Origin of the sequence: Vibrio sp. 1F255, from assembly GCF_041439145.1 — a bacterium.
GTDB classification, from domain to species: Bacteria; Pseudomonadota; Gammaproteobacteria; order Enterobacterales; family Vibrionaceae; genus Vibrio; species Vibrio crassostreae_C.
In genome coordinates, this window is the sequence record NZ_JBGONQ010000028.1 from 13,854 (window position 1) to 39,384 (window position 25,531).

Genomic DNA, 25,531 nt, shown 5'->3' on the forward strand with positions numbered 1-25,531 from the left:
ACGTCCCTTCGTCATTAATCTGTAACGGTAAGCGCAAAAAACTGAAACCTGATTGAAGTATTTTTCACTTTTATTTCAATCAGGTGAAGCCATGTTACCCCCTCTACGTGCCCTTGTTGCGTTCGAAGCTGTTGCCCGCCTCGGTTCTATTGGCGCTGCTGCGCGCGAGCTTTGTGTTACCCAAGCTGCGGTGAGTCAGCAGCTTAAAAGTTTAGAAACCTTTCTCGATACCACATTGTTTGAGCGAAGCTCCAAAGGCGTAAAGCTGACGTCAGCTGCCCAGCACTATCAACCGATTGTTGCGGGTTCATTAGCACACCTGAAATTACAGACTCAAATCCTCTTCGGGGAAAAAGAAACCGACGTGTTGAGCCTGCGCGTTAATCACACCTTTTGCCATAACTGGCTGCTGCCTCGCTTGCCATCTTTTTATCAAAAATACCCTTTTATCAGGCTCGATATTCAGCTGGTGGACTGGCCATCAACCAACCCTTGTCAGAATGTCGATATTGAACTGACCAATGGCAAGGTCGAAAGCGAAGACACTCATAGTGAGCGACTCTTTCAAGAGCATTGGCAGTTGGTGTGTAGCCCAGACTTTAAAAACCAATATCAAGACTCCTTGGTTGAGCATGATTTTTCTGCTCTGCCGACCGTGCAAGTAAAAGGTTACCGAGAGAACTGGCTGCAATGGTTGAGTCACAACCAATTCGAGATGACCCTACCGAAGGTGTTATTGGAGGTGAGTAATTCTTTGCACGCCTTAGAAGCGGTCAAACATGGCATTGGCGAGTTGTTGGTGCGTTCGCTTGCGGTGTCTGAGCTGTTAGAGAAAAACGATCTGGTTCTGGCGACAGAGTCCTCAATGCCTGCTGAATCTGCCCACTATTTGATTACTAAACACCGACGCAGTGCCAAGGTGAATTTCTTTTGTGATTGGCTTTATCACCAGATGGAAGACGGTGAACTGGAAGAAAGATTTTCTAATGGGTAGCCATAAAAAAAATGAAGGGCGCTCTTACTAACCTGTCACACAAACCCCTTAATTTAACCGCATACAAATAAGGACGAGGTCACCATGAGTGCTTTCTCAGAACCAATGAAAAACCGCTTAAAGGTACTGTTATTTACCGCACCGTTGTTGGTGCCACTGTTTACTTTTTGGCTCGTACCATTTGGTTATTCAATTTATATCAGCTTCACCGATTGGGATTACATCTCGCCAGATTATTCGTTCATCGGTTTAGAAAATTACGAGTACATGGTTGAGGACTATGAGTTCATTCAAGCAGTACTCAACACGTTTTGGTTCTCTGTCGGAGTGGTGATTCCAACCATCATTCTTGGGCTTGTGTTTGCGATGTTGTTGCACAAAAACTTCAAGGGCAGCCAGTTCTATCGTGCGGTGATCTTCTCTCCTTGGATCACGCCAACGGTCGCGGTGTCGATTGTGTGGTCTTGGGTGTTCGAGACGAAGTCAGGCTTGGCCAACCACTTATTAGAGTCGGCAGGGTTTAGCGCAATTCCATGGTTAGAGAACGGAAACACAGCCTTGATTGCGGTGATTATCGTGACGGTTTGGCAGGCGATTGGTTGGACAATGCTGTTTTACATCAGTGCGCTCAACAAGATTCCAGAGTCACTGTATGAGGCTTCTTTGATCGATGGTTGCAGCAGCTTAACGCGCTTTTTGAAGATAACGCTGCCGCTGATTTCCCCAACTACATTCTTCTTGGTGGTGGTCAACATTATTACGGCAATGCAGGCATTCGATCAGTTCCAGATATTAACGCAAGGCGGCCCAGGCGGAGAGACTCGTACCTTGTTGTACTTGTTCTACCAACAAGCGTTTGAGCGTTACGAAATGGGACCTGCGGCCGCAACATCGTTAGTGATATTCCTGATTACTGGATTGTTGGCACTTATTAATACCTACATCGGCAAGCGCTGGGTGTACTACTAGTCGATTTTTGAAAGGACAGAATTATGACCACGCAAGTATTGGATGCCAATCAAGTATTGAATCAGAGTGCAGCGAAAACCAAAGTCACAGCTCAAACGAAAGCGACCAAATCAGAGGTTGTGTCAAAGAAAAACTCAGTGGATCGCCGTTCGTTTATCGCACTGGCTAAGCACCTTTTCTTAGCGACCTGCGGAACCATTATGGTGTTTCCGTTTTTATGGATGCTGTCAGGTTCGCTGAAAACCAATGATGAGATTTTTGCTAGCCCGTTGAATTTGATTCCAGAGCAGTTTCGCTGGGAAACCTTTGTCGAAACCTTTCACAGCGCGCCGTTTGGCTTGTACATCTTCAACAGTTTTAGTGTGGCCTTGTTTACTACGCTGTTGGTGATTGTTAACTCGGCGATGTTTGCATACGCATTAACGCAGTTGAAGTTTCGCTCGAAAACCGTGCTCTATTTTATCGTGATGGGCTGTTACATGCTGCCGGGCGCAGTGACGTACATTCCGTCTTACATCACTTTGGCAAGGCTGGGTTTGTTGGATTCTCACATGGGATTGGTTGCGTCGAACGCGGCGTCGGTTTTCGGTGTGTTTTATCTACGCCAAGTGTTTATCAAGGTGCATCCGTCGCTGATTGAAGCGGCACGAATTGATGGTGCAGGTGAGCTCAAGATCTTATGGGCAATCATCTTACCGCAATGCCGAGCAGCAGTCGCAACATTGTTCCTCATCACTTTTATTACCAATTACAACAGCTACATGTGGCCAAGCTTGGTTATTACCACTCAGGAACTTAACCTGATTGCGACCGGGATTCGTCACTACTTTATTGCCGAAGGTAACTATGGATTGAACTGGTCGCAAATCATGGCGGCGAGCACCATTGCAGTATTGCCTTTGTTAATTCTATTCGTCATTTGTCAAAAGACGATTCTTTCAGGTATCGCCGATAACGGCGTAAAAGAGTAAACGGAAATGAAATTAAAAACTCTCGCACTAGTGTGTGCTGGCGCAGCAAGCGCGTCTATGTTCTCTAGCAGTGTTCTTGCCGCAACCGAAGTCAACTTTTGGTATTCCGGTGGTACTAAGCCACAGCAAATGATGACTAAGCTCATCGAAGAGTTCAACGCGAGCCAAGATGAGTATGTGGTGAAGCCAGCATTGCAAGGCAACTACACGGAAACCTACCAGAAGCTGCAAGCAGGTCTAGCGTCTAGAACGGCACCTGAACTTGTGCTACTAGATTCAGGTCGTGCGGAAGCGATGCATGGGCGTGGTTTAAGCCGTGACCTAACGCCGTTCATGGATGAAGAGTTTAACTTCTCTGATTTCATTGGCGCGTTTAAAGACCAAGTGACGGCAGACGACGGTACCATCATTGGCTTGCCTGCTTATGGCACAACTCAAGTGTTTTACTACAACAAGCAAGTGTTGGCAGACAACGGTTTTACTGAGCAAGACCTAAACACATGGCAAGGCGTGGCTAAGGTCGCGGAGAAAGTTACCCAACGTGATGACAAAGGCAACGTGACCTTTTACGGCTGGGAGCCAATGTGGGGCCAAGACAACATGATTGACGCGGCTTTCTCTAACGGCGCGAAGATCATCAGTGATGATGGCAAAACAGTGTTAATCGACTCGGCTGAATGGGTTGAGGTGTGGGACAGCTTCCGTAAGTGGATCCACGATGATCAAATCATGCGTATTCACTACGGCGGTCAAGGTTGGGAATACTGGTACAAAACCATTGATGACGTAATGAAAGACAACGCGTTGGGTTACACCGGTTCATCGGGCGACCAAGGTGATTTGGACTTCACTAAGCTTTCAGCAACCACACAGCCAGGTTGGGGTTCAAACCCTTCTGCGCCACAAGCGGGTGCGCTGGTTTACGTGATGCCAAAAGGCACCGACGAAGCAGCAGCAAAAGGTGCATTCGAGTTTGTTGAGTTCTACACCAATGCGAAGAACACGGCGGCATGGTCAATGTTCACGGGTTACATCCCAGTGCGTAACAGCGTTTCTGAAGTACCAGAATACCAAGCGTTCACTAAAGATAACCCGCAAGCTCTGATTCCTTTGAAGCAAGCGAACACGGCGACCAAAGACTTCCTAGACCCTACCAACGGTAAGATCATGGACGCTCTGAAAGTGGCAGCGGATCAGATTCAAATCCAAAACGTGCCAGCTGACCAAGCGCTAAAACAAGCGGCGAAGAAAGCACAACGCGCACTAGACCGAGCGAATCGTTCTTAATCAGTAAAGTTATTAGCTCTTATTTATTAAAAACAAAGAGTTATTAGCAATGAATAGTTGTTAACAGCGAATAGCTATTAATAGCGAACGATGAACTAACAAAGGCCCATCTATTCGGGTGGGCCTCTTTTTACCCAGTCCTTCAATTAGGACGAATTTGGTGAAGACAATGACCCAATTTCAAGGTGAACTGCCGTTTGGCAGAGTACGTATCCCCTTTGATGTACCAGCAGGTTCTCACTGCGTAACCATTACTGGTACGACGGTGAAAAAAGGATTCTTATACGCTGCGGCATACGATGCCAACCAAGCATTTCGTGGCAAGGTGTTGTTTGAAAAGGCGCACAAGTCACTCACTATCCAACCGGAAAACTCTGGCTTAGGCGCGATTGATGGTGTGACCCCGCCGGGCGAGTGGTTCTTAGAACTTTATAACCTTGAAGGTGAGTTTCGCACTGAGCGCGCGATGCAGTATCAAGTGGATGTGCTTTGCTCTGATGAGTTAGTGAATAACGATATTGAGCTAGAACTGAACCCAACGGTGACAAGTGAACACGATATCGAGTTCGATTACAGCCACATGCTGAGTTCTGATTCTCGCTGGTATCGTGGCGACTTACACGCTCACACTCAGCTTTCTGATGGTCACAATACCTTGGCTGCAGCTAAAGATATTGTTGAATCACAAGTGCTCGATTTCTTCTTCTTCACTGAGCACAACATTTGCCAGCCTAAGCTGCCCGTTTCAACACAGTGTTTGTTCTTACCAGCGTTAGAAGTCACAACCGATCTCGGACACTTTAATGTACATGGCCCAGTTAAGTCTTTAGACCTGAGAGACGTTGAACACAGCAGCCAAGCGACCATGGAAGCGGGATTGAGTTTAGCTAAAAGTGGACACAGTTCCCTTGGCATTAATCACCCGATGATGAAGCCGTGGCATTGGCATTACGATCAAGTGGATCTCAGCCAAGTGTCTACGTTTGAAGTGTGCTGCGACCCAACGTGGTCGACCTCGCCAAAAGCGACCGAAGAGGCGTTATTGGTTCTCAATGACATGTGGAATTGTGGCCAACGCATTACGGCGATTGGCGGCAGTGATTCACACCTTGAACCCCATGAACGCAATCCAAAATCGGATGAACCTTCTATCTACGGTGACCCATCAACTTTCGTTTACAGCCATGGTTTGAGCGGCGAAGGCATCTTGTCTGGTTTGCGTAATGGGCAAGTTTACCTAGAGCGACGTTGCGGCTTGAAGTTTGACATCAACTTAGGTGATTTGCTGCCGGGTAACGATTCTCAAGGGCAGGCGCTTAGTTATCGTATCGCAGTCACCGATTCAGAAAACCCTTACTACGCGGAATGCGTGGTGGATGGCGAGATTGTCGATCGAATCGGTTTGAGTGATGAGCTGCAAAGTATCCATATTGATGAAGGGTACCGTTGGTGCCGTGTCGATATTCGTCGTGGAGACCTTCCATTCTCAACAGGAGCGAACAGCACTCAATCTTCATCTATTAATAATGAATTTGAAGGCTGCATCAATGCCGTATTCGACGGCAAACAACCAGAATTTAACCAACCCCTAGTGCGTACTTGGGGAGAACTAATGGAGCGAATGAGCCGTGATGAAGTTTAAGGCGATGTTATTTGATAAAGACGGCACATTGTTAGAGTTCCACAAGATGTGGCTTAACGTTTCTCGTGGTGCTTGTGAGCGTGTGAAATCTTACAGTGACCAGCACCAAGGTAATCAAACTGTCACAGCTGCTGAGTTACTCTTGGCCATCGGTGTTGAAGGTGATGTGGTTGATAACTATGGGTTATTAGCTTCAAACCCAGTGGAAGATACCGCAATAGCGTGGTTCAAAATGCTGCAACCCAATGTCTCGCTCGCTGAGTTTACTAAGGTGACCAAAGCAGCGTTCAATGACGAAGTCGAAGAAAACCCAAGCTGGATTGAAGCCCTACCGGGTGTGACCGAAAAGCTCGGTCTGTTCAAGCAGCAAGGCATGATTTTAGGCATCGCGACCGCAGACACCAAAGACTCAACCATCTACACACTAGAGCAATCGGGTTTGAGCGAGATGTTTGATTATGTCGGTTACTCAGATGGTGATATCGAACCTAAACCAGCGCCAGCTCTGCTCAATGCCTTCTGTGAACAATGCGGTATTGAGCCTCATGAGGTGATCATGTTTGGTGACACGGTTTCGGATATGGAATTTGGCCGCAATGCAGGCGCAAGCAATGTCGGTGTTCTGACGGGGACTGCACAACACAGCGAGTTAGAGCCAGTGGCGGATCTGGTTATCGCATCGGTTGCCCATTTTGAGCTCAATCAACTGCAAGAACGTGGCTAAAACGTTTAACGACAGATTCCAAAGATAGTATTTAACGAATTGATTTAAGGACAGGTTATGGCTGAAGTCACACTGAGAGGGGTAGAGAAAACCTACCCAAATGGTTTTAAGGCTGTGCACGGTGTCGATCTTAATATTCGCGAAGGCGAGTTTATGGTGTTTGTAGGGCCGTCTGGCTGCGCAAAATCTACGACACTTCGCATGATCGCAGGCCTTGAAGATATCTCAGAAGGCGATGTCTACATTGGCGATAAGCGTGTAAACGAATTGCCACCTAAAGATCGTGGTATCTCGATGGTGTTTCAGAACTACGCGCTTTATCCGCACATGTCGGTGTACGAAAACATGGCTTTTGGCCTGAAGCAACAGAAGCTGCCAAAGCATGAAATCAATGAGCGAATTGAAGATGCAGCCAAGACTCTCGATATCGAACACCTGCTAAATAATAAGCCGGGTGAAATGTCGGGTGGTCAAAGGCAGCGTGTGGCGCTTGGCCGTGCGATGGTGCGTAAGCCAGATGTGTTTTTGTTTGACGAGCCCTTGTCTAACTTGGATGCCAAGCTGCGTGTTTCGACTCGTGTCAGCATTGCACAGCTGCACAATAACCTGAAGCAAGAAGGGCAGAACGCCACCATGATCTATGTGACACACGATCAGGTGGAAGCCATGACCCTTGGCGATCGCATCTGTGTGTTGAATCAAGGTGAGATTATGCAAGTCGATACGCCAATGAACCTTTATCAGTACCCAGCAAACAAGTTTGTCGCAGGCTTTATTGGTTCGCCAGCGATGAATCTTCTCAAGGTGAGATTGGATGAGATTGATGGCGTGATGAACGTGGTCTCTGAAAGTGGGACTCGTTGGACACTGCCACAAGACAAGCAGATTATCGCTCGTGAAAAGATGGGTGAGTGGGTATGGTTTGGTGTTCGTCCAGAGCACATTCAACTGGCTAATCACGATGCGCCGCTGGCGGAAGTGAATACTCAAACGCACAGGCTTGATGTGGTTGAGTCGATGGGTAATGAGCTGTATCTCTACTTTAAACTCGGTGCAGATAAGCTGGTGGCTCGCGTGCCTTTTGATGCGGATCGCACGGCAAACAGTGGTGAAGAAACGGTGCTGCATTTCAACACCAGCCAATGTCACCTGTTCGATTTAGAAACCGAAGAGACGCTCGACCCTAAGAGCTGATCTTGCCTCACCAATTAGGTGAGAGCTGAATAAAGAAATCCCCATTCTTTGACTAGACGAATGGGGATTTTAGTTACTAGGGGGTAGTTACTTTATCAATAGTGAGCAATCACTAATCCATTGATTTGTTTTAGATAGTCACCATGTCTGCGGCTTTCTTCATCGCTTCTTTGGTTGAACACTCAATCACATTTGCATTGGCAAAGCGGTGAGCGTCTTTTACTTGAATATCGTGAGCCAAGATAACCAGTTTCGCATTTGCTACATCTAGGTCGGTGATGCGGTTTTGAATACCGTTTTGACCTTGTGTTTCTACCTTAATCTTAAGGCCTGCGGCTAAGCCTGCTTTCTCTAGTGCTTTCGCCGCCATGAAGGTGTGTGCAACACCAGAAGGGCAACATGTTACTGCGACGATGTCGTACTCGCCTTCGCCTGCTACAGGCGCCGCTTGAGCTTGTGCTGGCGCTTCAACCATGTCTTCTTCGGTTTCTACCGCTACAGGTTTCCAGAAGCCTACGATAACGGCTGTGGTTAGCGAGCCAAGCGCAATACCGACGACGTACATTGGAATGTTGCTTGATACTGGCGCAGTGATTAGGCCGCCCCACGGTGCGTGCAGTAGAACGTCTGTCATGAAGCCGAATACACAGCCCACGATACCACCGGCAACGATTGAAGGAAGTACGCGCATTGGGTCGTTCGCTGCAAATGGGATCGCACCCTCAGAGATACCGATTGAGCCCATGATTGCAGCCGCTTTACCTGCTTCTTGCTCTTGTTTAGAGAACTTGTTTTTGAATAGGAACGTTGCTAGAGCCATACCTAGAGGTGGTGTACAAATCGCGATGCCTACGCCACCCATTAGCCAAGGTTGCGTATCTACTTGAGTTTGAGCGAATAGGGTCGCTACTTTGTTTATAGGGCCGCCCATATCAAACGCCGTCATACCGCCAAGGATTGTACCCAGAACCATCTTAGATGCGCCAGCCATTGAAGCTAGGAACTCGTTCATAGAAGACATGAACAGTTTGATTGGTTCACCGATGCCCCACAATACGATACCTGCAGAGATTAACGTGCCTAGAAGCGGGTAGATGAAGTAAGCACCTAGCGCTGTCATGTTCGCAGAAAGCGGGATCTTCTTAAGCTGGAACACCACGCCACCGGCGATAAAGCCCGCCACGATACAGCCAAGGAAGCCGCCGCCCATGTCAGCCATGATGCCAGAAGAGATCATCGCTGGCGCTAGTGCTGGTTTGTCTGCAATTGAGTAACCAATAAAGCCGCCAAGAATGATTGGGAAAAGAACAAGGCCCTTGATACCGATATTAGAGATGTCTGCCAGCAGGCCGTCGGCCGGAACCGCACCTTTGCCTGATGCCATGACCGCTAAAGCCAGCAGAACACCACCGGCTACGATAAAAGGCAGCATGTGTGAGGTTCCGAAAAGCAGGTGACCTTTCATGGTACTAAGGATTTTTTTATAGTCGCTACTACTATTCTTATTATTAGAATTGCTACTGGTATTCGTAGCTTGATTTGCTAGGGTGCTCATAATTTTCTACGCCTTATGAATTAATTAAAATATTAAGGATTTGATGTTCATCTTTTGCGTTATGGATATTTTGAATAAATTCATCACTGAACTTTCCAAATAGTTCTTGTAGTACATAAATATGATGGTCAGCACCGTTGTCGGGTGAGGCAATCATAAAAAATACGGTTGGATTGATGTCGTCTTCATCGCCATAATCAATACCTTTACGCTTAACACCGACAGCGATTGCTGGCTCAGTTACCGCCTTGCTTTTTGAGTGTGGGTAAGCGATGCCGTCCATTGAGGTAATGCTTTGAGATTCACGAATTTCAATGTCTGCCAAGAAGGCTTCTTTATTACTGATTCGGTTGTTTTCAAATAACATGCTTGCCAATTCTTCAAACAGTTCTTTTTTATTATTCGCTTGAAGGTTGTTATTAATTAAGTTGACGTTAGTTAGCTGTGTGACCATTTATTAACTCATTCACTATTGAAGTTCTTGAATTAAAATTAATGGATTAACGGCATTCGCGAAATAGCAAATAAAGGCCCTTCACTGTACATTTGTACCAAGCAAAATTAAGTGTGATTTGCATCATTCATCCAGTGTGAGATGGGTCATATTTGATGGTGTTTTTGATTATGTTTTTGACACGCCGAGCGGCCTCATCAGCAACAAAAATGCCCCGCATGAGCAGGGCAGTAAGACTTTGTACTGAGTTCTAAGGGAGCTAGCTGTAAGCACGCGCTACTCGGCCAACGCAGTCCAGTTTGTAGCTCTCAGCATAAGCAGGAATGAATACCGATTGGCCTTTCTCTATCACGCAGGTTTCGCCGCACTGGTGAGTAAGCACCATAGATTCGTCGAGAGGTAGTAGGATCTCGGCACCTTCGGTAGTGATCCGTCGCTGATGTGAGTTTTGCACGATAGAGAACTTAAAATCCTCGACTGGAATTTGGTATTCCATCACATCACCTTGCTCTATCGGGCTGAGCAGTAACCTATCCGCAGGCTTTTCATTGAATTGAGTACAAGAGACTAATTCATTGATATCCATGTACTTAGGCGTCAACCCTGCGCGGAGTACGTTGTCTGAATTCGCCATCACTTCTAAGCCCGTACCTTTGATGTAAGCGTGGGGTGTCTCGGCATCCAGATACATGGCTTGCCCCGGCTTTAAGGTGATCACGTTCAACAGTAGCGGAGCAAACAGGCCTACATCACCCGGATATTGTTGTTCTAGCTCTGAAATCAACTGGAACACAGGGGCATCAGAAAGCTTCGCCTTCATCAACAACATGGTCAGCGCCATGCCTTTTTGTTCACCTTGCAAAGACAATAAGCTCGCGAAGAAGCTGGCTAATCCATTAGGCGTTTGATCGCCCGCGAGATCGTTGACCATCGAATGAAGCTCTGGAATGTCGAGATAATGGAAGTGCTCTAGGATCTCGCTGATCGACCTAAAGCCATTCATCGCGGTGTAGTCGGTTAGGGCATAAACCAGTTCTGGCTTGTGATTGGGATCCTTGTAGTTGCGGTTCCCCGCTGTCATCGGAATGCCTTGCTGCTCTTCTAGTGCATAGCCAGATTCGGCTTGTTGCTTGTTTGGGTGAACTTGAACAGACAGCGCTTTCTCAGCCGCTAACACCTTGAATAGGTAAGGCAGTTCGCCAAAACGACTCGCTACTTTCTCGCTTAAAAACAGGTTTAGGTTCTTAGAAATCAAGCTCGATAATGTGGTCTGCTGTCCGTTATCAGTCACCATTGAGCAACCATTCGGGTGAGCACCCATCCAGATCTCCGCTTGCGGCTCACCAGACTGGTTATCAATACCAAACAACTGGTTGAACGAAGAAGGGCTACCCCATGCGTAGTTTTGAATCACGTTGGTCATAGGGTAGAAAAAGCGTTGTACGAACGAGTCGTTCGCTAAAGAAAAATCAGACATCGAGATCACCATGAAGGGAAACATGGCTTGAGCTCTACTCGATTTACTAAAATACGAGAGTAGAGGGACTCAAGCCATTGGAGTTGAAATGGCTTAAGCCGCTGCTGTTGCTAGCTTGGCTTTGCGTAGATTTTTAAGCGCGATACAAGTAACCGCAGTCACACCTGCACCTGATGCCATGCACAGCAGTGCCAGCATTGGGTAGTTCATTGCGCCGAGCAGAGCCACAACAGGGCCACCGTGAGCAACGCTGTTGGTGATACCAAATGAGAACGCCATAACAGCTGCAGTCATTGAGCCAAGCACGTTGGCAGGGATAACCGACATTGGATCTTGCGCTGCGAAAGGAATCGCACCCTCAGAGATACCTACTAAGCCCATCGCACCTGCTGCTTTGCCTGCTTCAATTTCAGAAGATTCAAACAGGTCGAACTTGCGGCCCAATCTGGTTGCGATAGCCATGCCTAATGGAGCGACAGGGATTGCGCACGCCATCGCACCCATGAATTGAGTTTGACCGCTGGCAATCATGCCGACCGAGAAAAGGAACGCTACTTTGTTGAACGGACCGCCCATATCGAAACCGGCCATGCCACCAAGGACGATGCCAAGCAGAACCACGTTGCCTGTGCTCATGCTCGTTAGTAGTGCAGTAAGAGCATCCATCAGCCCAGCGATAGGTGCGCCGATAACAAAAATGAACAGACCTGCGATGAACAAAGAGCCAGTGATCGGAGCGATCATGATAGGCACAAGCGGTTGAACGAATTTGTGGTAGTTAAACGAAGTAATCCATTTAACGAAGTAACCCACTAATAAACCCGCGATGATTGCGCCAATGAAGCCAGTACCTGCGTCAGCGCCATAGAAAGAACCGTTGTTGGCAATCCAGCCGCCAATTAAGCCAGGGGTTAGGGCAGGGCGGTCAGCAATCGCATAAGCAATGTAGCCAGCCAAGATTGGGATCATCAATGTGAAGGCAACCACGCCCACTTCTAGGATTTGGTTCCACATGCTGCCAGCAGGAATCGCCATGCCAGATTCACTTGGCTCGCCGCCAATCGCCAGTGCAAGGGCTATCAATAGGCCACCAGTCACGACGAATGGGATCATGTGAGATACGCCATTCATCAAGTAACGGTAAAGGTCTGAACGTGCTTGTGAGGCTTTTTCTACAACAGATTGGTTGGTCGGCGTTTGTTCAGCTTGGTAACTAGGTGCGTTGAGCGCTTGCTTAATCAAGCCTTGTGCGTCTTTGATTGGTGCTTTTACGTTGGTGCTGATGACGCGTTTTCCGGCAAAGCGAGCCATGTCGACCTGTTTATCACAAGCCACGACAATCGCGTCGGCGCGTTCGATCTCTTCTCGAGTTGGGCTGTTCTTAACGCCAATAGAACCGTTGGTTTCGACCTTGATGTCGTAGCCAAGAGCCGCCGCGCCTTTTTCTAGTGCTTCGGCTGCTAAATATGTGTGTGCGACGCCAGCTGGGCAGCCTGTCACACCAATGATGAAGCCTTGCTTCTCAACATTGGTTTCTGTCTCAGCAGGTTCAGGTTTGGTAAGCAGTAGCTCTAATGCCGCTTGTTCAGATTGAGCATTCATGAAGTTTTCAATGAAACCTTCTTCAATCAATTTTGAAGAAAGCTCTGCCAGTACTTCGATGTGGTGATTATCGCCGCCATCAGGAGAGGCAATCATGAAGAACAGTTTTGATGGCTGGCCGTCATCGGCGCCGTACTCGATACCCTGTTGATGGACACCGATAACAACCGCGGGTTTGATGACCGCAGCGCTTTTCGCGTGTGGCAGAGCAATACCTTCTTCAAATCCGGTATTACCTTGTTCTTCACGAGCTTTAATGTCGGTAAGGAACTGTGCTTTGTCTGAAATTCGACCTTGTGCGTACAGCACCTCGATCAGCTCTTTAAATACGTCTTCTTTTGAATTAGCGCTAAGCGAAAGCTTAATCAAATTTTGGTTGATCAATGTCGTGATCATAATGAACCCCTACTCTGTTTTTATTTTGTTAGGGGTATTCTGGAATCTACGGCTTGCCTTCTGTAGTGAAGAAAAAATGCATTTACTGGATGATTGTTGCCTTATAAATGGAGTGTGATTTTGATCGGTTAGGAGTGCCTGTTTGGGGGAGTGTTGACAGCTTTTATGAGGTTATAACGCTTTTATTGATAAGGGCTTAGATTGATTTTTCTATCATGATAACAGTGTTCTAAATCTGGCCTTAGACTGGAGATTTATTTCCACTACTGGATTTTTGTAACCTAGATCTCAAATTGTGATTTTGCTCAATAGCGCTATGTTTCACTAAGGAGTATATCTATTCCCGTAGCCTTATTGCTGCTTATAAGAGTTCGAAACAATGATATTTCATGACCTAATCTCGTCGGTATTAAACGAGCGAGAACCGTTTCATAACATCTGGTTTGCGGGAGATTTTCACACGCCTTCAGCATTCAGTTATCAGGTGAACTTTCCGCGTTTAGAGCTGGTGCTCGACGGTGAGTATATTAATGAAATGGAGAGTCATGATCGCAAGATCACCAATGTTGTTGCGAAAGCAGGGGATGCGATTTTCATCCCGCCTAACTGTTGGAACAAGCCGAACTGGGATACTGATTGTTCGGTACTGAGTATGTTGTTTGGGCGTCGTCAGCTTGGTTTAAGCTTGGTGAGCAAGCGCAAAGGGGAAGAGAGCTTCTACGATATCCAAAAGCATAGTATTCAGACTCGCTCTGGCTTTGCCATTGACAATATTCTTGAGGCGCTCAGCTCATTAGCGCGCGAGAGCAACAAGCAGCCGATGGATGAGTTATTGCTGCAAGCGTTGCTTCAATACAGCAAGACGATGTTGGATGCGCCTGTCGAGAAGTCTCACAGCCGCGTGCAGGATGTGTATCAAGGGATTTGTATCTACATTCAAGAGAATTTCCACCGTCAAATCACCCGAGACAGCATTGCCTCACGCTTTAGTATTTCATCCAACCATTTGTCGCGAATGTTCCGTCAGCAAGGCCACATGACGCTAGCAGAGTACATTACCCGCGTGCGGGTCGATCGCGCTAAGTTTATGCTTAAGAAGTACAACTTCAAACTCAATGAAGTGGCACTACGTTGTGGCTTTAAAGATGTGAACTACTTCTGCCGCGTGTTTAAGAATCGCACCGGTAGAACGCCGACCGAATATCGTGGCTCTATCTAATATCCCTTCAAATGACCTTTTCTGACCAGAGCTTATACGACCGAAATTTGTATGACTAGATCACCACAGTGGACTCTGTGGTGTGGTGATCAATTTGCTTTGTGTTCTCCTCTTCCGTTTATTTCTACACCTTATTTCGAAACCTATCTTTAGGCACGTTCTCTATTTATCCCGTTTCACTAAATAACCCCAATTAATAATATTAAGGGTTCGATTTACGAGTTGCTTATTATTTTTCGTTGCCTATTTATTGAATTAAACGTGTGAGAGTTGATTTATTAATGCGATGCATTTAATGAATGCTAAGTAAATTAAAAACCACTTATCGAGACGATAAAATCTTGTTATTGTTGTCCAGTTTACTGATTGAAATGTTTTTAAGTTATTGATTTTAAATGTTTACTTTTCGTCGGCTTGTTCTTTGTTTACTAACGTGTAATTCATGCCTCGAAATCAAATATTCAGGTTTATACGCCCCATCACAACCTTGACTTATAATACTACAAATTAAAAATTCAATATATAATATGCTCTTCAGATATTCATCATAAAGAAGACTTATACATGGAACTCAATACTCTGATCGTAGGAATTTATTTCCTTTTCCTTATCGCAATAGGTTGGATGTTTAGAACGTTCACCAGTACAACCAGTGATTATTTCCGCGGGGGCGGTAACATGCTTTGGTGGATGGTTGGCGCAACTGCGTTTATGACTCAGTTCAGTGCTTGGACCTTCACTGGCGCAGCGGGTAAAGCGTATGCCGATGGTATGGCTGTCGCGGTTATCTTCCTAGCGAACGCATTTGGTTACCTGATGAACTACCTGTACTTCGCTCCGAAATTCCGTCAACTACGCGTGGTAACGCCAATTGACGCGATTCGTATGCGTTTTGGTAGCTTCAACGAGCAAGTGTTTACTTGGTCTGGCATGCCGAACAGTATTGTTTCTGCGGGTATCTGGCTTAACGGCTTGGCGATTATCGCATCGGGTATCTTTGGCTTCGATATGACAACCACCATCGTTCTAACTGGTCTTGTTGTACTAGTGATGTCGGTAACGGGCGGTTCATGGGCGGTTATTGCGTCTGACTTCATGCAGATGGTTATCATCATGGCAGTAACCGTGACGTGTGCAGCCGTGGCTATCGTGCAAGGTGGCGGCGTTACTGAAATCATCAACGATTTCCCTGTAGCAGAAGGCGCATCATTTGTTTCTGGTAACAACCTGAACTATGTAAGCATCTTCGGAATCTGGGCATTCTTCATCTTCTTCAAGCAGTTCAGTATCACCAACAATATGTTGAACTCTTACCGTTACCTAGCGGCAAAAGACTCTAAGAACGCGAAGAAAGCGGCGCTGTTGGCGTGTATTCTGATGACAATTGGTCCAATCATTTGGTTCATGCCACCTTGGTTTGTAGCAGGACAAGGCGTTGACCTTGCAGCACATTACCCAGACGCAGGTTCTAAAGCAGGCGACTTTGCTTACCTTTACTTCGTAGAGCAATACATGCCAGCGGGTATGGTGGGGCTTCTAATCGCAGCGATGTTTGCGGCAACTATGTCTTCTATGGACTCAGGCTTAAACCGTAACTCTGGAATCTTTGTAATCAACTTCTATCAACCGATTCTTCGTCCAAACGCGACAGAGAAAGAGCTGATGATTGTGTCTAAGTTGATGTCTTCGGTTTTCGGTGTCGCTATCATCCTTATCGCACTGTTTATTAACTCACTGAAAGGCTTGAGTCTGTTCGACACCATGATGTACGTGGGTGCATTAATCGGTTTCCCAATGACGATTCCAGCATTCTGTGGCTTCTTCATTAAGAAGACTCCGGACTGGGCAGGTTGGGGCACGTTAGTGGTTGGCGCGATTGTGTCTTACATCGTAGGCTTCGTGATTACCGCTGAAATGCTACAAAATTGGTTCAACCTAGAGCCGCTAACAGGCCGTGAATGGTCTGATTTGAAAGTAGCGGTAGGCCTGATTGCTCATTTAACGTTTACAGGCGGCTTCTTTATTCTTTCGACTTTGTTCTATAAACCATTAGAAGCGTCTCGTCAGAAAGATGTTGATACCTTCTTCACTAACCTATCGACGCCTTTGGTCTCTGAATCAACCGCGCAGAAGAAACTGGATAACAAACAACGTCACATGCTAGGTTCATTGATCGCAGTGTCTGGTGTAGCTGTGATGGCGATGTTTGCTCTACCAAATCCATTCTGGGGAAGAATGATGTTTGTACTGTGTGGTGGTATCGTGTTTATCGTTGGTCTACTGTTAGTGAAAGCTGTAGACGACTCGGTTGAGGATGCGAAACAAGCGAAAAAAACAGCTTAAGTAACTAAACCTACAAGATAAGCCATTTAGAATAGAACGGCTGAGCGTTATTGCTCAGCCGTTTTTTATTGTGTGAGCAATTGGGATTATAACCAATGGAGTGAGTAACTTAGCTGATTAAGAAATTGAACTTAAAAGGGTGAGATGAATTAAATCAGACGTGAAGATATATACATCAGAAGAGCTTGTAGGTCGACACTGCTTCGAGTCTTTTGCAGACGTTCATTGACCTGATCGTGAAGCAGGTTTCGAGTTAGGTTGGTCGCCGCGACAATGTGCTCACGCTGTGGCTTGGTTGGCAGAACAAGAGCAATGGCCACATGCACTTCGCCGATACGTGATGCCCAGTCAATTGGGTCGTCACTGACGATAACCGCAATCGAGAGATCTTGAGTCGATTCAAACATTACATGCGGCAGTGCAATACCCGGTGACACGCAGGTTGAAGAGCGTTCCTCCCGCTTAATAAATGCCAGAATCAATTCATCTGGGTCTTCTGGGTAAACAAGGTGAGCGAGCCCTTTCAAGCACTCAAATTTGCTCAGTTGGGTTTGCGCCTTAGCGTGGTGCCATTTGATATCACAAGGTGGGCATATTTGTGGCATTCGCTGAATTAGATCGCTAGAGAACTCATGGCTCACCTGTGAGCCAACCATGTCGTAATGCTCTGCAATTATGTCTTTGAGAACGAAACAGGCAAGCTCCGCATCAATACCGACCGCGGTTATCTGGCACAAATCACCACGAAGTAGACCTACTTGTAGCATCGCGACGGATTTGGAGAGATCAGCGGTTCGATTTTGAGTGATGTTGATAATGCGGATGTTGCTTTTGAACTTCTTCGCTAAGCGAGTCAGCGGCTGTGCGACATGTGAGTTCGCGGCAGGATCGTTAACGAAGAAGGTGATCTGGTATTCGTTCATCAAAAGCTTAAGTTCGACAATGCTTAATAAAAACTTTATCGACACTCAACAACACCTCTTCCATTGGAACAAATACGGTTTTAGCTGGGTCAAATCGGCTTAGTTGTTCGATGTCGATATCAGATACGATCAACACTTTGTCTGCGAGGGTAATATCTTGGGCGGTCAGTAAGTTTTCAATACCCATAGCGCCTTGCGTCTCAACCTTGATTGAAACGTTGAACTTAGGGGCTGTTTTATTTAGAGCATCAGCTGCCATATAAGTATGCGCAATGCCTGTAGGGCACGCAGTTACCGCTACAATTCTCATTATTATTCTCGGCTTAATCTCGTCCCTGTTACGTTACATAAGCTACCTTTCAGAAGCTACCTTTCAGAAGCTACCTTTCACAAGCTACCTTGCAAAAGCTATCTTGTATGGGAACTTCAGTATAGAAAGCTCGCATAGAGGAGGGACGATATGTTTATGGGTTCTGGGGATTTTATGGATTGCCGTTTTTTATTCCAAGGTGAAAGTCACACTCTGAGCTCTTGGTTACAATAATCCAGTTAATGCACCTTTCGTCCTATATATTGAGTGCCTTCACACCGTTAATCTTTTCATCTTATTAACCTTATTCCTAGGTTAACAGACACTAATTACTTCAGTCTGAATGCAGGCGAGGCAGAGCAACATATGGATATCACCAATATTATCGAGCCCGAGATTATCTGCTTGGAACTACAAGCAGACTCAAAACAGGCGGTATTTGAAGAGCTTGTTGAACTGCTCGACCGTGCCGGTAAGCTCTCCAATAAACGTGAATTCCTTGATGATATCTGGAAACGTGAAGCCATCGGTAATACAGGCTTTGACGATGGCATTGCGATTCCACACGCGAAAAGCACTGTCGTAGCTAAACCTGCTGTCGCAGTAGGCATTAGCCGAACGGGCATTGATTATGGTGCTGATGGCGGTGAACTCTCCGATGTGTTCTTTATGCTCGCTTCACCAGACAACAACGACGACCATCATATCGAGGTACTGGCTCAGATCTCGACCAAACTGATCGAAGATGGCTTTGTTACAAAATTAAAGGCAGTCGAGTCGGTCGAAGAGGCTCAAGAGCTGTTTCTCGAAGCCAATTCAGATTCCTTCGACAGCTACGCTTCTAGCCATCATGAAGTGTATGTCGAGCCGCTCAGTCCTTGGGCACAATCTCTCAATAGACTCAAAGAACACTTATTATACGGCACCTCACACATGATTCCTTTCGTGGTTGCAGGTGGTGTGCTTTTGTCTTTGTCGGTGATGATGTCGGGTCATGGTGCAGTACCTGAAAGCGGTGTGTTAGCAGATATCGCACAGATGGGCATCGCGGGGTTAACCCTGTTTACAGCGGTGCTCGGTGGTTACATCGCGTATTCAATGGCCGACAAACCGGGTTTAGCGCCCGGTATGATTGGTTCTTGGGTTGCGGTCAATCAATACAATACCGGCTTTCTCGGTGCAATTGTGGTCGGTTTCTTCGCTGGTTTTGTGGTGAATCTACTTAAGAAGATCAAACTGCCAGACAGCATGATCTCGCTGAGCTCTATCTTCATCTATCCATTAGTCGGCACCTTCGTGACCTGTGGGGCGGTGATGTGGGTGATTGGCTCTCCGATAGCTCAAGTAATGCTTGAGATGAACCAAATGCTCACGGGCATGGCAGGCTCCGGAAAAATGGTATTGGGCAGTATTTTAGGTGCAATGACGGCCTTTGATATGGGCGGCCCGATCAATAAAGTAGCAACGCTGTTTGCCCAAACTCAGGTGAATACTCAACCATGGTTGATGGGCGGTGTCGGGATAGCGATTTGTACGCCACCGCTAGGTATGGCATTGGCGACTTTCTTATCGCCAAAGAAATTCAAAAGAGACGAACGTGAAGCAGGTAAAGCGGCGGGTATCATGGGTATGATTGGCATCAGTGAAGGCGCGATTCCTTTTGCTGCCGCCGATCCTGCGCGCGTTCTGCCTGCGGTTGTTGCTGGTGGCATTGTCGGTAACGTGGTTGGCTTTATGTTCCATGTAGTGAACCATGCACCATGGGGTGGATGGATAGTGTTGCCAGTGGTTGATGGCAAGATTGGCTATATCGTTGGCACACTAGCGGGGGCTCTAACGACAGCCCTGATCGTGATTCTTCTGAAGAAGAACGTGGTCGAAGGTGAAGTGAATTCTAATCAGTTGACCGGTGGTTCGGTAACGGAAGAAGGGCAAGCAGATGTATTGGCGATCACTTCTTGTCCATCTGGTGTTGCCCACACTTTCTTAGCGGCGAAGTCTTTAGAAAAGGCGGCGCATCATCTTGGGGTTCGGATTAAAGTCGAAACCCAAGGTGCCAACGGAATAGGTAATCGCATTACCCAGAAAGACATTGAAAGGGCGAGGTTGGTGATCTTTGCTCACGATGTGGCGATTAAAGAAGTTGAACGCTTTGCGAACGTGAAAACCTTGGATGTCAGTACTAAGGAAGCAATGCTTAATGCTCAGGCGTTGATCATGAGAAAGGTGTAACTCTTTAAACCGCAAAGTTTATCATCTATAAAGTTAACTAGATCAAAACTAAAAAGACTCCGCTCAGACCTGTTAAGGCGAAAGTGGAGTCTTTTTGTATTGTGCCCAATCAGTCAGGTCAAACGCTAAAAAGGGTGGTACTTAAATACGTCTTCAACCATTGAGTTGAGTAAATCGATATCGTCACAGGTTTTGGCGTAGGTACGCAGGCCTGCGATTTGAACCTGAACATGACGAGCAAGCTGAGTCGGTTCACGCTCTTTGCTTATCTCACCCAATTCTTGTGATTCTGCGATCAGCTTAGCGAACTCACCTTCCATGATTTTGAGTGATTTCTTTGCTTCTTCTAATAATTCGGCGTGTTCATCAGTCAGTTCTGCTACCGTTTTTGCCAGCATACACATGCCATTTGGCGAACTTTGTTTTGATTCGACCACAGCACGTTTGACGAAGCTTTCGAGCGCTTTGATTGGAGAGTCTGTTTCACTGCGGAAGCGGTTCAGATTCAGGATGCCAAGTTCGGTATAGCGAGCAAGCGTCTCTTTAAACAAACCTTCTTTGCTGCCGAACGTCGCGTAGATGCTGCCCGGACGCATATCAATCACGTCTTGCAGGTTGCGCATAGAAGTCGCATGAAAGCCCTTTTCCCAATACAGGTTCGTTGCTTTATCTACTACGTCTTGTCTATCGAACTTAGCGGTCTTAGCCATAACATCTACTTCATTAATCTGAACATATGTTCAATATTTTATGCTGAACGCCCGTTCTAGTAAAGGTGTGTTTAGCTGCTTTGCGCAGGCTTAGAACATCAAAGAGTTAATAAAACATCCAGATCATCAGGAAATAATCTTAATCATCAATAACTTCTACGGTCTTGTGCTGAGCGCCGTAGTAGGTGCCTTCATCGATGGTGTACATCAATGTTGCTTCGCACTCTGGACAATCGAATTCCTCATTGGGTTCAATAGCCGCTTCTTCTACCCATTCCCAACCGATATGTTCTTCGCAAGCGGGACAATCCATACAATATCTCTCAGTTGTTGTCGCATATTTATTGCGAATCTCTACTTTGATAATTCGGCATTATACATATTTAGTTAACGAGGAATAGACAGTTAATCAGCGCAGAATAGGGAGTTGATTAGTTGTGAATCAATCGCTGGTGAGCGTTGAATCTATAGTTAGTTCTGAATATATCGTTTTCTCTGAGCACATAATTGGTGCAGGCCTACCCCTTTTGGGTAGTTAAAGTGTGTCAGATTTCAGTCGCTTACGTCAATAAAATGTTGTCGCATGTGTTTTGGGTATCGTTAGGTCGCTTAGCTAACAGTTTTATCGGTAAATCAATGAATTTTGTAAGGTTAAATGTTACCTTCATCGCATCGCGATCTGTGTAGCACGGTAATTGATGCACATTGATCAAGTTGAATAATTATACAGTCACAATTGAGGCGCATCTTATTAAGGGTGTGCGAGTTAGATGACTGAAAAGATTTGTTAGCTGCTAGGGAAATGATAATGAAATTAACCGATATGTCTTTTAAGCAAAAAATCATCGCTTTGCTTATTTTACCGATCTTGGGATTTCTATGGCTTAGCGTTTCTGCGATTTCAAAAGGCGTAGAAACCACCAGTGAATTGTCTTCATTAAACCAACTTACCCGTTTGTCGGTTGTGTACAGTGAACTTGTGCATGAGTTACAAAAAGAGCGTGGAATGACGGCTGGGTTTATCGGCTCACAGGGCACTAAGTTTGTCAGTGAACTACGTGCACAAAGAGCCAGTGCAGATAATAGACGTAATCTGAAAACCGAATACTGGCAATCTGCTGAAATCGATTTACCGCAGATCACTCGGCTGAACACTGAAATAAGCCAAAGCCTAAATCAAATTACTTCTATTCGAAATCGAGTGGATTCTCAATCGATTCCTCTGTCTGAAGCTTTGGGTTACTACACCAAACTGAATGCAAAGCTGCTGAGCGTATCGGCGTTAATTGCTGAGCTTAGCTCTGATGCTGCCATCACCACTGAAACCATCGCTTACTACAACTTTTTACAAGGTAAAGAGCGAGCGGGTATCGAGCGTGCTGTCCTAAATAATACCTTCTCTAAAAATGAATTTGGCCCAGGCATGTTGGTTAAATTCATCTCTTTGGTGACTGAGCAAAATACCTATTTCTCAAACTTTGAGGTATTGAGTAACCCAGCTAACGTTCGTTTCTTTGAACAGCAATTGAATGATCGTTCGGTGGCAGAAGTAGAAAAGCTTCGTGGTTTGGCTGAATCTAAGATGAGCGGTTTTGATGTTGATCCTGTGTACTGGTTCTCGCAATCTACCGCTCGTATTGTTCAGCTAAAGAAAACAGAAAACCGCCTAGCAGAGTCGCTTATCGCACTGACAGAGAAAAAAATGTCAGAGGCGCAGTCTGCGATGATGATGAGTATTGGTCTGTTTGCTTTGATAACCTTGTTCGCGACCTTCGTGAGCTATAAGGCGATCAGCGACCTGACGATGAGAGTAAAAGATCTTACAGTGATGTTGTCTAAGGTTCGTAATGACAACGACTTAACAGTTCGCGCTAAGTTCGTTGGCAACAGCGAGCTTGGACAGATCTCTTCGGCACTCAACGAAACGCTAGAGAAGTTTTCAAACGTTATCGACAACCTGTCTCAGTCGAGTCTGACCTTAGCTTCAGCCGCTGAAGAAACCTCACAAACCTGTCACTACAATTCGAACACGCTAGTGCAACAACAAGACCAAATTGGCTTGGTTGCGACGGCGACAGAAGAGTTATCAGCAACGGTAAATGAGGTGGCGACTAAAACTCAGCAGACAGCAAGTTCCGCTAAACTGGTCGATGAGCAGTCTCAAGAAGGTTTGAGTACGGTTCAAAACTCTTACCACTCTATCGAAAAACTGGCATCTGAAATTAATGATCTAGCGGAAAAGATCACGCACTTACACGAGAGCAGTAATAACATCAACAGTGTGATTGATGTGATTAAGTCCGTCGCTGAACAGACTAACTTGTTAGCATTGAACGCGGCAATTGAAGCGGCAAGAGCGGGTGAGCAAGGTCGTGGATTTGCGGTAGTGGCTGATGAAGTTCGCACGTTAGCACAGCGTACTCAGCAGTCGACAGCTGAAATTGAAGGTTTCATCAGCTCGTTACAGTCTGATGTGCAAACCGCGTTTAATGTGATTGATAACAGTCAGAAGATGTCGTCTAAAGCGGTTGAGGATTCAAAAGAGGTGGAACACACCTTACAAGGTATCTCAGCATCGGTGAGCGAGATCTTTAGCATGACTGAGCAGATCGCAACCGCTACCGAAGAGCAAGCGGTAGTGACTCAAGATATTGCTCAAAACGTCATGGCAGTAGAGCAGAAGTCGACAGAATCTACGACAGGTGCAACGCAAATAGCTGCAACAGCCAAAGAACAAGCTCAGTTAGCAGCTTCATTGAAAGATATTGCGAGTACGTTTAAGAGCTAACTAGCAAGCACTCCAATAAGAAGTAAAATGCCCGTTAGTCTCTACTTTTAATAGCAGGACTAACGGGCTATTTGTATCTGCTGTCTTCTAAATGGCAACAGATAGTCCATTCAATGGAATCTACCCCATAAACCAAGACACGAAAATCAACGCACCAAAACCAAATGTCGCCATTAATGCCGTGTCGCCACCGGCTGCTGTGTAGCTGCCTTCGGTTTGTAGGTGAGGGAAGTCAGGTCTGCGAACCTTAACTACCATTGCGAGTGGGCCCCAGATAGCTAGGAACACCAGGACCATGCCTGCATAGTCCAGCATGCTTACAAACTGGCTAGCGAACAGCTCAGCTAATACCAAAGGTAAGATGAAGGTTAGCGCATAAGCCAACGCTTTGTTGTTGGTCACCGCATCTTTGTTTTGGTCGTAAAGCGCCATCGACACGCCGAGGAAAGAAGTCACCAAGGCCAGAGCAGAGAACAGAGCGATCACCACTTTCAACCAAGCAGATTGGCCGCTGAACGCAGAGATCAACTCAGAGATATTGTGGAACTGGCTTATCGCGTCTGTGCCAAGGTTGCCGATAATCGCGAATAACCAAGTCAGGTAGCAAATTAATGGAATCACTGAGCCAAGCAGAATCATATTGCGGATCTGCTTTTGAGTTGCTTCACGGTTGTAGATAACCAGTGACGGGATCACCACCATAGAGGCAAAGCTAGTAAAGATAACTGCGCTGTATTGCACCACGTCGTTGGTCGTGTATTGGCTGGTTTGAGTTAGGTAATCAAGGCGAATGTTGCTAAATAATGACGCGATAACGATAAACAGCATCACGACCATCAAGATGAATAGCCCGCGATTCAGTTTGTCGATATAAGACTTGCCCGAGACGACGATAGCACCCATCAATAGGCTGAAAATGGTATACGCAACGGATGCTGATACATCGACACCAACGTCGAGCAGTAGCTTATGAATGATGTCACCGACACCCAAGATATAAGCGATCAAAATGCATACTAGCAACAGGTAAAAGAGTGCATTGATAAAGTGTTTACCTTTGCTGCCCAGAGTGAGGTAAGCAACACTGCTCATGCCACTGTTGTCTTTAGTTTTAGTGCATGCTTCTGCCAGGAGGAGTGCAGAGTATGTGGTGCCGATAAAGATAAGTAGCATCAGCACTGAGCTGATCATGAAGCCAAATTGGGCCAACACCATGGGAATAGCGAGCATGCCAGCCCCTAATGCAGTTCCTGACAGAATCAAAGAACTGCCGAATAATTTCATATTCAAGAAAAACAACCTCAAGCGATCCAATTAAATTTTGTTTGGATTGTAAATAATTGTTTCCAAGACTAACAAAATACTCAGTAAAGTTAGGGGTTAATTTCTAATAAATTTTGAATTTTTCTAAAAAATTTAAGCAGGAATTTCTGGTGTATATGTGTGGTTGATTTAAGTATTCACTCGGTGAGTTTATTTATCGTTTAGTTAACGTTCGTCCATTATTGAATGATTTAGAAATTGGCAAAATTCAGTTAAAAAGAAGTATGTTTATGAGCTAATTGTTTTCAATTCATCAAGTTTAATACTTCTCCTTTCCTGAATCCCGTTCAGGCAATGTCGATGACTAACCGTTCTATGGGTAAAAGACACGCTCAGATCGCTTTATCAATTTGAAGGTAAATAGGTAAAGAACGAGAAAAGTGTCGAAAATTCTGTTGACCTGACTACAACTTCATAG

General features: G+C 45.9%; 20 protein-coding genes. 11 read left to right on the top strand and 9 right to left on the bottom strand.

Going from position 1 to position 25,531, the window contains the following annotated elements; translation table 11 throughout:
* The first annotated feature begins 91 nt into the window (after positions 1-91).
* The 7 genes from ACED41_RS15465 (at position 92) to ACED41_RS15495 (ending at position 7,781) form a co-directional block, all read left to right on the top strand.
* Positions 92-994 (top strand): LysR substrate-binding domain-containing protein, encoded by a 903-nt coding sequence (locus ACED41_RS15465; RefSeq protein ID WP_371725237.1) that lies wholly within the window; start codon positions 92-94, stop codon positions 992-994.
* A gap of 84 nt (positions 995-1,078) precedes the next feature.
* Entirely contained in the window at positions 1,079-1,963 is an 885-nt protein-coding gene (locus ACED41_RS15470) for a carbohydrate ABC transporter permease (protein ID WP_239962038.1), read from the top strand.
* Positions 1,964-1,986: 23 nt separating this feature from the next.
* Entirely contained in the window at positions 1,987-2,934 is a 948-nt protein-coding gene (locus ACED41_RS15475; protein WP_371725238.1) for a carbohydrate ABC transporter permease, read from the top strand.
* A 6-nt stretch (positions 2,935-2,940) separates the two neighbouring features.
* Complete coding sequence (locus ACED41_RS15480) at positions 2,941-4,221, top strand: extracellular solute-binding protein (protein ID WP_050653228.1); 1,281 nt, start codon at positions 2,941-2,943, stop codon at positions 4,219-4,221.
* Between the two features lie 169 nt (positions 4,222-4,390).
* Complete coding sequence (locus ACED41_RS15485; RefSeq protein WP_371725239.1) at positions 4,391-5,863, top strand: CehA/McbA family metallohydrolase; 1,473 nt, start codon at positions 4,391-4,393, stop codon at positions 5,861-5,863.
* Entirely contained in the window at positions 5,853-6,587 is a 735-nt protein-coding gene (locus ACED41_RS15490) for an HAD family hydrolase (RefSeq protein ID WP_371725262.1), read from the top strand. The genes ACED41_RS15485 and ACED41_RS15490 overlap by 11 nt, the downstream gene beginning before the upstream one ends.
* A 57-nt stretch (positions 6,588-6,644) precedes the next feature.
* Positions 6,645-7,781 (top strand): ABC transporter ATP-binding protein, encoded by a 1,137-nt coding sequence (locus ACED41_RS15495; protein ID WP_017064948.1) that lies wholly within the window; start codon positions 6,645-6,647, stop codon positions 7,779-7,781.
* Between the two features lie 130 nt (positions 7,782-7,911).
* Here ACED41_RS15495 and ACED41_RS15500 read toward each other — a convergent pair whose 3' ends face one another.
* The 4 genes from ACED41_RS15500 to ACED41_RS15515 form a co-directional block, all read right to left on the bottom strand.
* Complete coding sequence (locus ACED41_RS15500; RefSeq protein WP_371725240.1) at positions 7,912-9,336, bottom strand: fructose-specific PTS transporter subunit EIIC; 1,425 nt, start codon at positions 9,334-9,336, stop codon at positions 7,912-7,914.
* 13 nt (positions 9,337-9,349) lie between these two features.
* A complete protein-coding gene (locus ACED41_RS15505; protein ID WP_102421523.1) occupies positions 9,350-9,790 on the bottom strand; it encodes a PTS sugar transporter subunit IIA in 441 nt (146 codons plus the stop codon).
* 259 nt (positions 9,791-10,049) lie between these two features.
* Positions 10,050-11,267 (bottom strand): mannose-6-phosphate isomerase, class I, encoded by a 1,218-nt coding sequence (gene manA, locus ACED41_RS15510; RefSeq protein ID WP_371725241.1) that lies wholly within the window; start codon positions 11,265-11,267, stop codon positions 10,050-10,052.
* A 93-nt stretch (positions 11,268-11,360) separates the two neighbouring features.
* A complete protein-coding gene (locus tag ACED41_RS15515; protein WP_371725242.1) occupies positions 11,361-13,265 on the bottom strand; it encodes a fructose-specific PTS transporter subunit EIIC in 1,905 nt (634 codons plus the stop codon).
* Between the two features lie 379 nt (positions 13,266-13,644).
* On the opposite strand from ACED41_RS15515, the gene ACED41_RS15520 reads away from it, so the two are divergent.
* Positions 13,645-14,484: a helix-turn-helix transcriptional regulator gene (locus tag ACED41_RS15520; protein ID WP_371725243.1), complete on the top strand. Its 840-nt coding sequence runs from the start codon at positions 13,645-13,647 to the stop codon at positions 14,482-14,484.
* Between the two features lie 564 nt (positions 14,485-15,048).
* On the top strand, positions 15,049-16,827 hold the full coding sequence (locus ACED41_RS15525; protein WP_371725244.1) for a transporter: 1,779 nt from the start codon (positions 15,049-15,051) through the stop codon (positions 16,825-16,827).
* Positions 16,828-16,976: 149 nt separating this feature from the next.
* Here ACED41_RS15525 and ACED41_RS15530 read toward each other — a convergent pair whose 3' ends face one another.
* Positions 16,977-17,750 (bottom strand): PTS sugar transporter subunit IIA, encoded by a 774-nt coding sequence (locus tag ACED41_RS15530; protein WP_371725263.1) that lies wholly within the window; start codon positions 17,748-17,750, stop codon positions 16,977-16,979.
* A gap of 7 nt (positions 17,751-17,757) precedes the next feature.
* A complete protein-coding gene (locus tag ACED41_RS15535) occupies positions 17,758-18,060 on the bottom strand; it encodes a PTS fructose transporter subunit IIB (protein ID WP_371725245.1) in 303 nt (100 codons plus the stop codon).
* A gap of 366 nt (positions 18,061-18,426) precedes the next feature.
* On the opposite strand from ACED41_RS15535, the gene ACED41_RS15540 reads away from it, so the two are divergent.
* Positions 18,427-20,292, top strand: coding sequence for a fructose-specific PTS transporter subunit EIIC (locus ACED41_RS15540; RefSeq protein ID WP_371725246.1), 1,866 nt, complete (start codon positions 18,427-18,429; stop codon positions 20,290-20,292).
* 125 nt (positions 20,293-20,417) lie between these two features.
* On the opposite strand, the gene ACED41_RS15545 is transcribed toward ACED41_RS15540, so the two are convergent.
* Entirely contained in the window at positions 20,418-21,002 is a 585-nt protein-coding gene (locus tag ACED41_RS15545) for a TetR/AcrR family transcriptional regulator (RefSeq protein ID WP_017064940.1), read from the bottom strand.
* Between the two features lie 139 nt (positions 21,003-21,141).
* Positions 21,142-21,315 (bottom strand): hypothetical protein, encoded by a 174-nt coding sequence (locus ACED41_RS15550; protein WP_017061661.1) that lies wholly within the window; start codon positions 21,313-21,315, stop codon positions 21,142-21,144.
* Between the two features lie 495 nt (positions 21,316-21,810).
* On the opposite strand from ACED41_RS15550, the gene ACED41_RS15555 reads away from it, so the two are divergent.
* The gene (locus tag ACED41_RS15555; RefSeq protein WP_017061662.1) at positions 21,811-23,790 is read left to right on the top strand and encodes a methyl-accepting chemotaxis protein; all 1,980 of its coding nucleotides are present in this window, start codon (positions 21,811-21,813) and stop codon (positions 23,788-23,790) included.
* 120 nt (positions 23,791-23,910) lie between these two features.
* Here the strand turns inward: ACED41_RS15555 and ACED41_RS15560 are convergent, their stop codons facing one another.
* Positions 23,911-25,074, bottom strand: coding sequence for an amino acid permease (locus tag ACED41_RS15560; protein WP_371725265.1), 1,164 nt, complete (start codon positions 25,072-25,074; stop codon positions 23,911-23,913).
* Positions 25,075-25,531: the final 457 nt, after the last annotated feature.

Bases quoted from the DNA above. Each gene is read 5' to 3' on its own strand.
- ACED41_RS15475 (WP_371725238.1), top strand. From the start codon at position 1,987: ATGACCACGCAAGTATTGGATGCCAATCAAGTATTGAATCAGAGTGCA.
- ACED41_RS15555 (WP_017061662.1), top strand. From the start codon at position 21,811: ATGAAATTAACCGATATGTCTTTTAAGCAAAAAATCATCGCTTTGCTT.
- ACED41_RS15485 (WP_371725239.1), top strand. From the start codon at position 4,391: ATGACCCAATTTCAAGGTGAACTGCCGTTTGGCAGAGTACGTATCCCC.
- ACED41_RS15515 (WP_371725242.1), bottom strand. From the start codon at position 13,265: ATGATCACGACATTGATCAACCAAAATTTGATTAAGCTTTCGCTTAGC.
- ACED41_RS15500 (WP_371725240.1), bottom strand. From the start codon at position 9,336: ATGAGCACCCTAGCAAATCAAGCTACGAATACCAGTAGCAATTCTAAT.
- ACED41_RS15540 (WP_371725246.1), top strand. From the start codon at position 18,427: ATGGATATCACCAATATTATCGAGCCCGAGATTATCTGCTTGGAACTA.
- ACED41_RS15465 (WP_371725237.1), top strand. From the start codon at position 92: ATGTTACCCCCTCTACGTGCCCTTGTTGCGTTCGAAGCTGTTGCCCGC.
- ACED41_RS15495 (WP_017064948.1), top strand. From the start codon at position 6,645: ATGGCTGAAGTCACACTGAGAGGGGTAGAGAAAACCTACCCAAATGGT.
- manA (WP_371725241.1), bottom strand. From the start codon at position 11,267: ATGTCTGATTTTTCTTTAGCGAACGACTCGTTCGTACAACGCTTTTTC.
- ACED41_RS15545 (WP_017064940.1), bottom strand. From the start codon at position 21,002: ATGGCTAAGACCGCTAAGTTCGATAGACAAGACGTAGTAGATAAAGCA.
- ACED41_RS15535 (WP_371725245.1), bottom strand. From the start codon at position 18,060: ATGAGAATTGTAGCGGTAACTGCGTGCCCTACAGGCATTGCGCATACT.
- ACED41_RS15480 (WP_050653228.1), top strand. From the start codon at position 2,941: ATGAAATTAAAAACTCTCGCACTAGTGTGTGCTGGCGCAGCAAGCGCG.
- ACED41_RS15525 (WP_371725244.1), top strand. From the start codon at position 15,049: ATGGAACTCAATACTCTGATCGTAGGAATTTATTTCCTTTTCCTTATC.
- ACED41_RS15470 (WP_239962038.1), top strand. From the start codon at position 1,079: ATGAGTGCTTTCTCAGAACCAATGAAAAACCGCTTAAAGGTACTGTTA.
- ACED41_RS15490 (WP_371725262.1), top strand. From the start codon at position 5,853: ATGAAGTTTAAGGCGATGTTATTTGATAAAGACGGCACATTGTTAGAG.
- ACED41_RS15530 (WP_371725263.1), bottom strand. From the start codon at position 17,750: ATGAACGAATACCAGATCACCTTCTTCGTTAACGATCCTGCCGCGAAC.
- ACED41_RS15505 (WP_102421523.1), bottom strand. From the start codon at position 9,790: ATGGTCACACAGCTAACTAACGTCAACTTAATTAATAACAACCTTCAA.
- ACED41_RS15560 (WP_371725265.1), bottom strand. From the start codon at position 25,074: ATGAAATTATTCGGCAGTTCTTTGATTCTGTCAGGAACTGCATTAGGG.
- ACED41_RS15520 (WP_371725243.1), top strand. From the start codon at position 13,645: ATGATATTTCATGACCTAATCTCGTCGGTATTAAACGAGCGAGAACCG.
- ACED41_RS15550 (WP_017061661.1), bottom strand. From the start codon at position 21,315: ATGGATTGTCCCGCTTGCGAAGAACATATCGGTTGGGAATGGGTAGAA.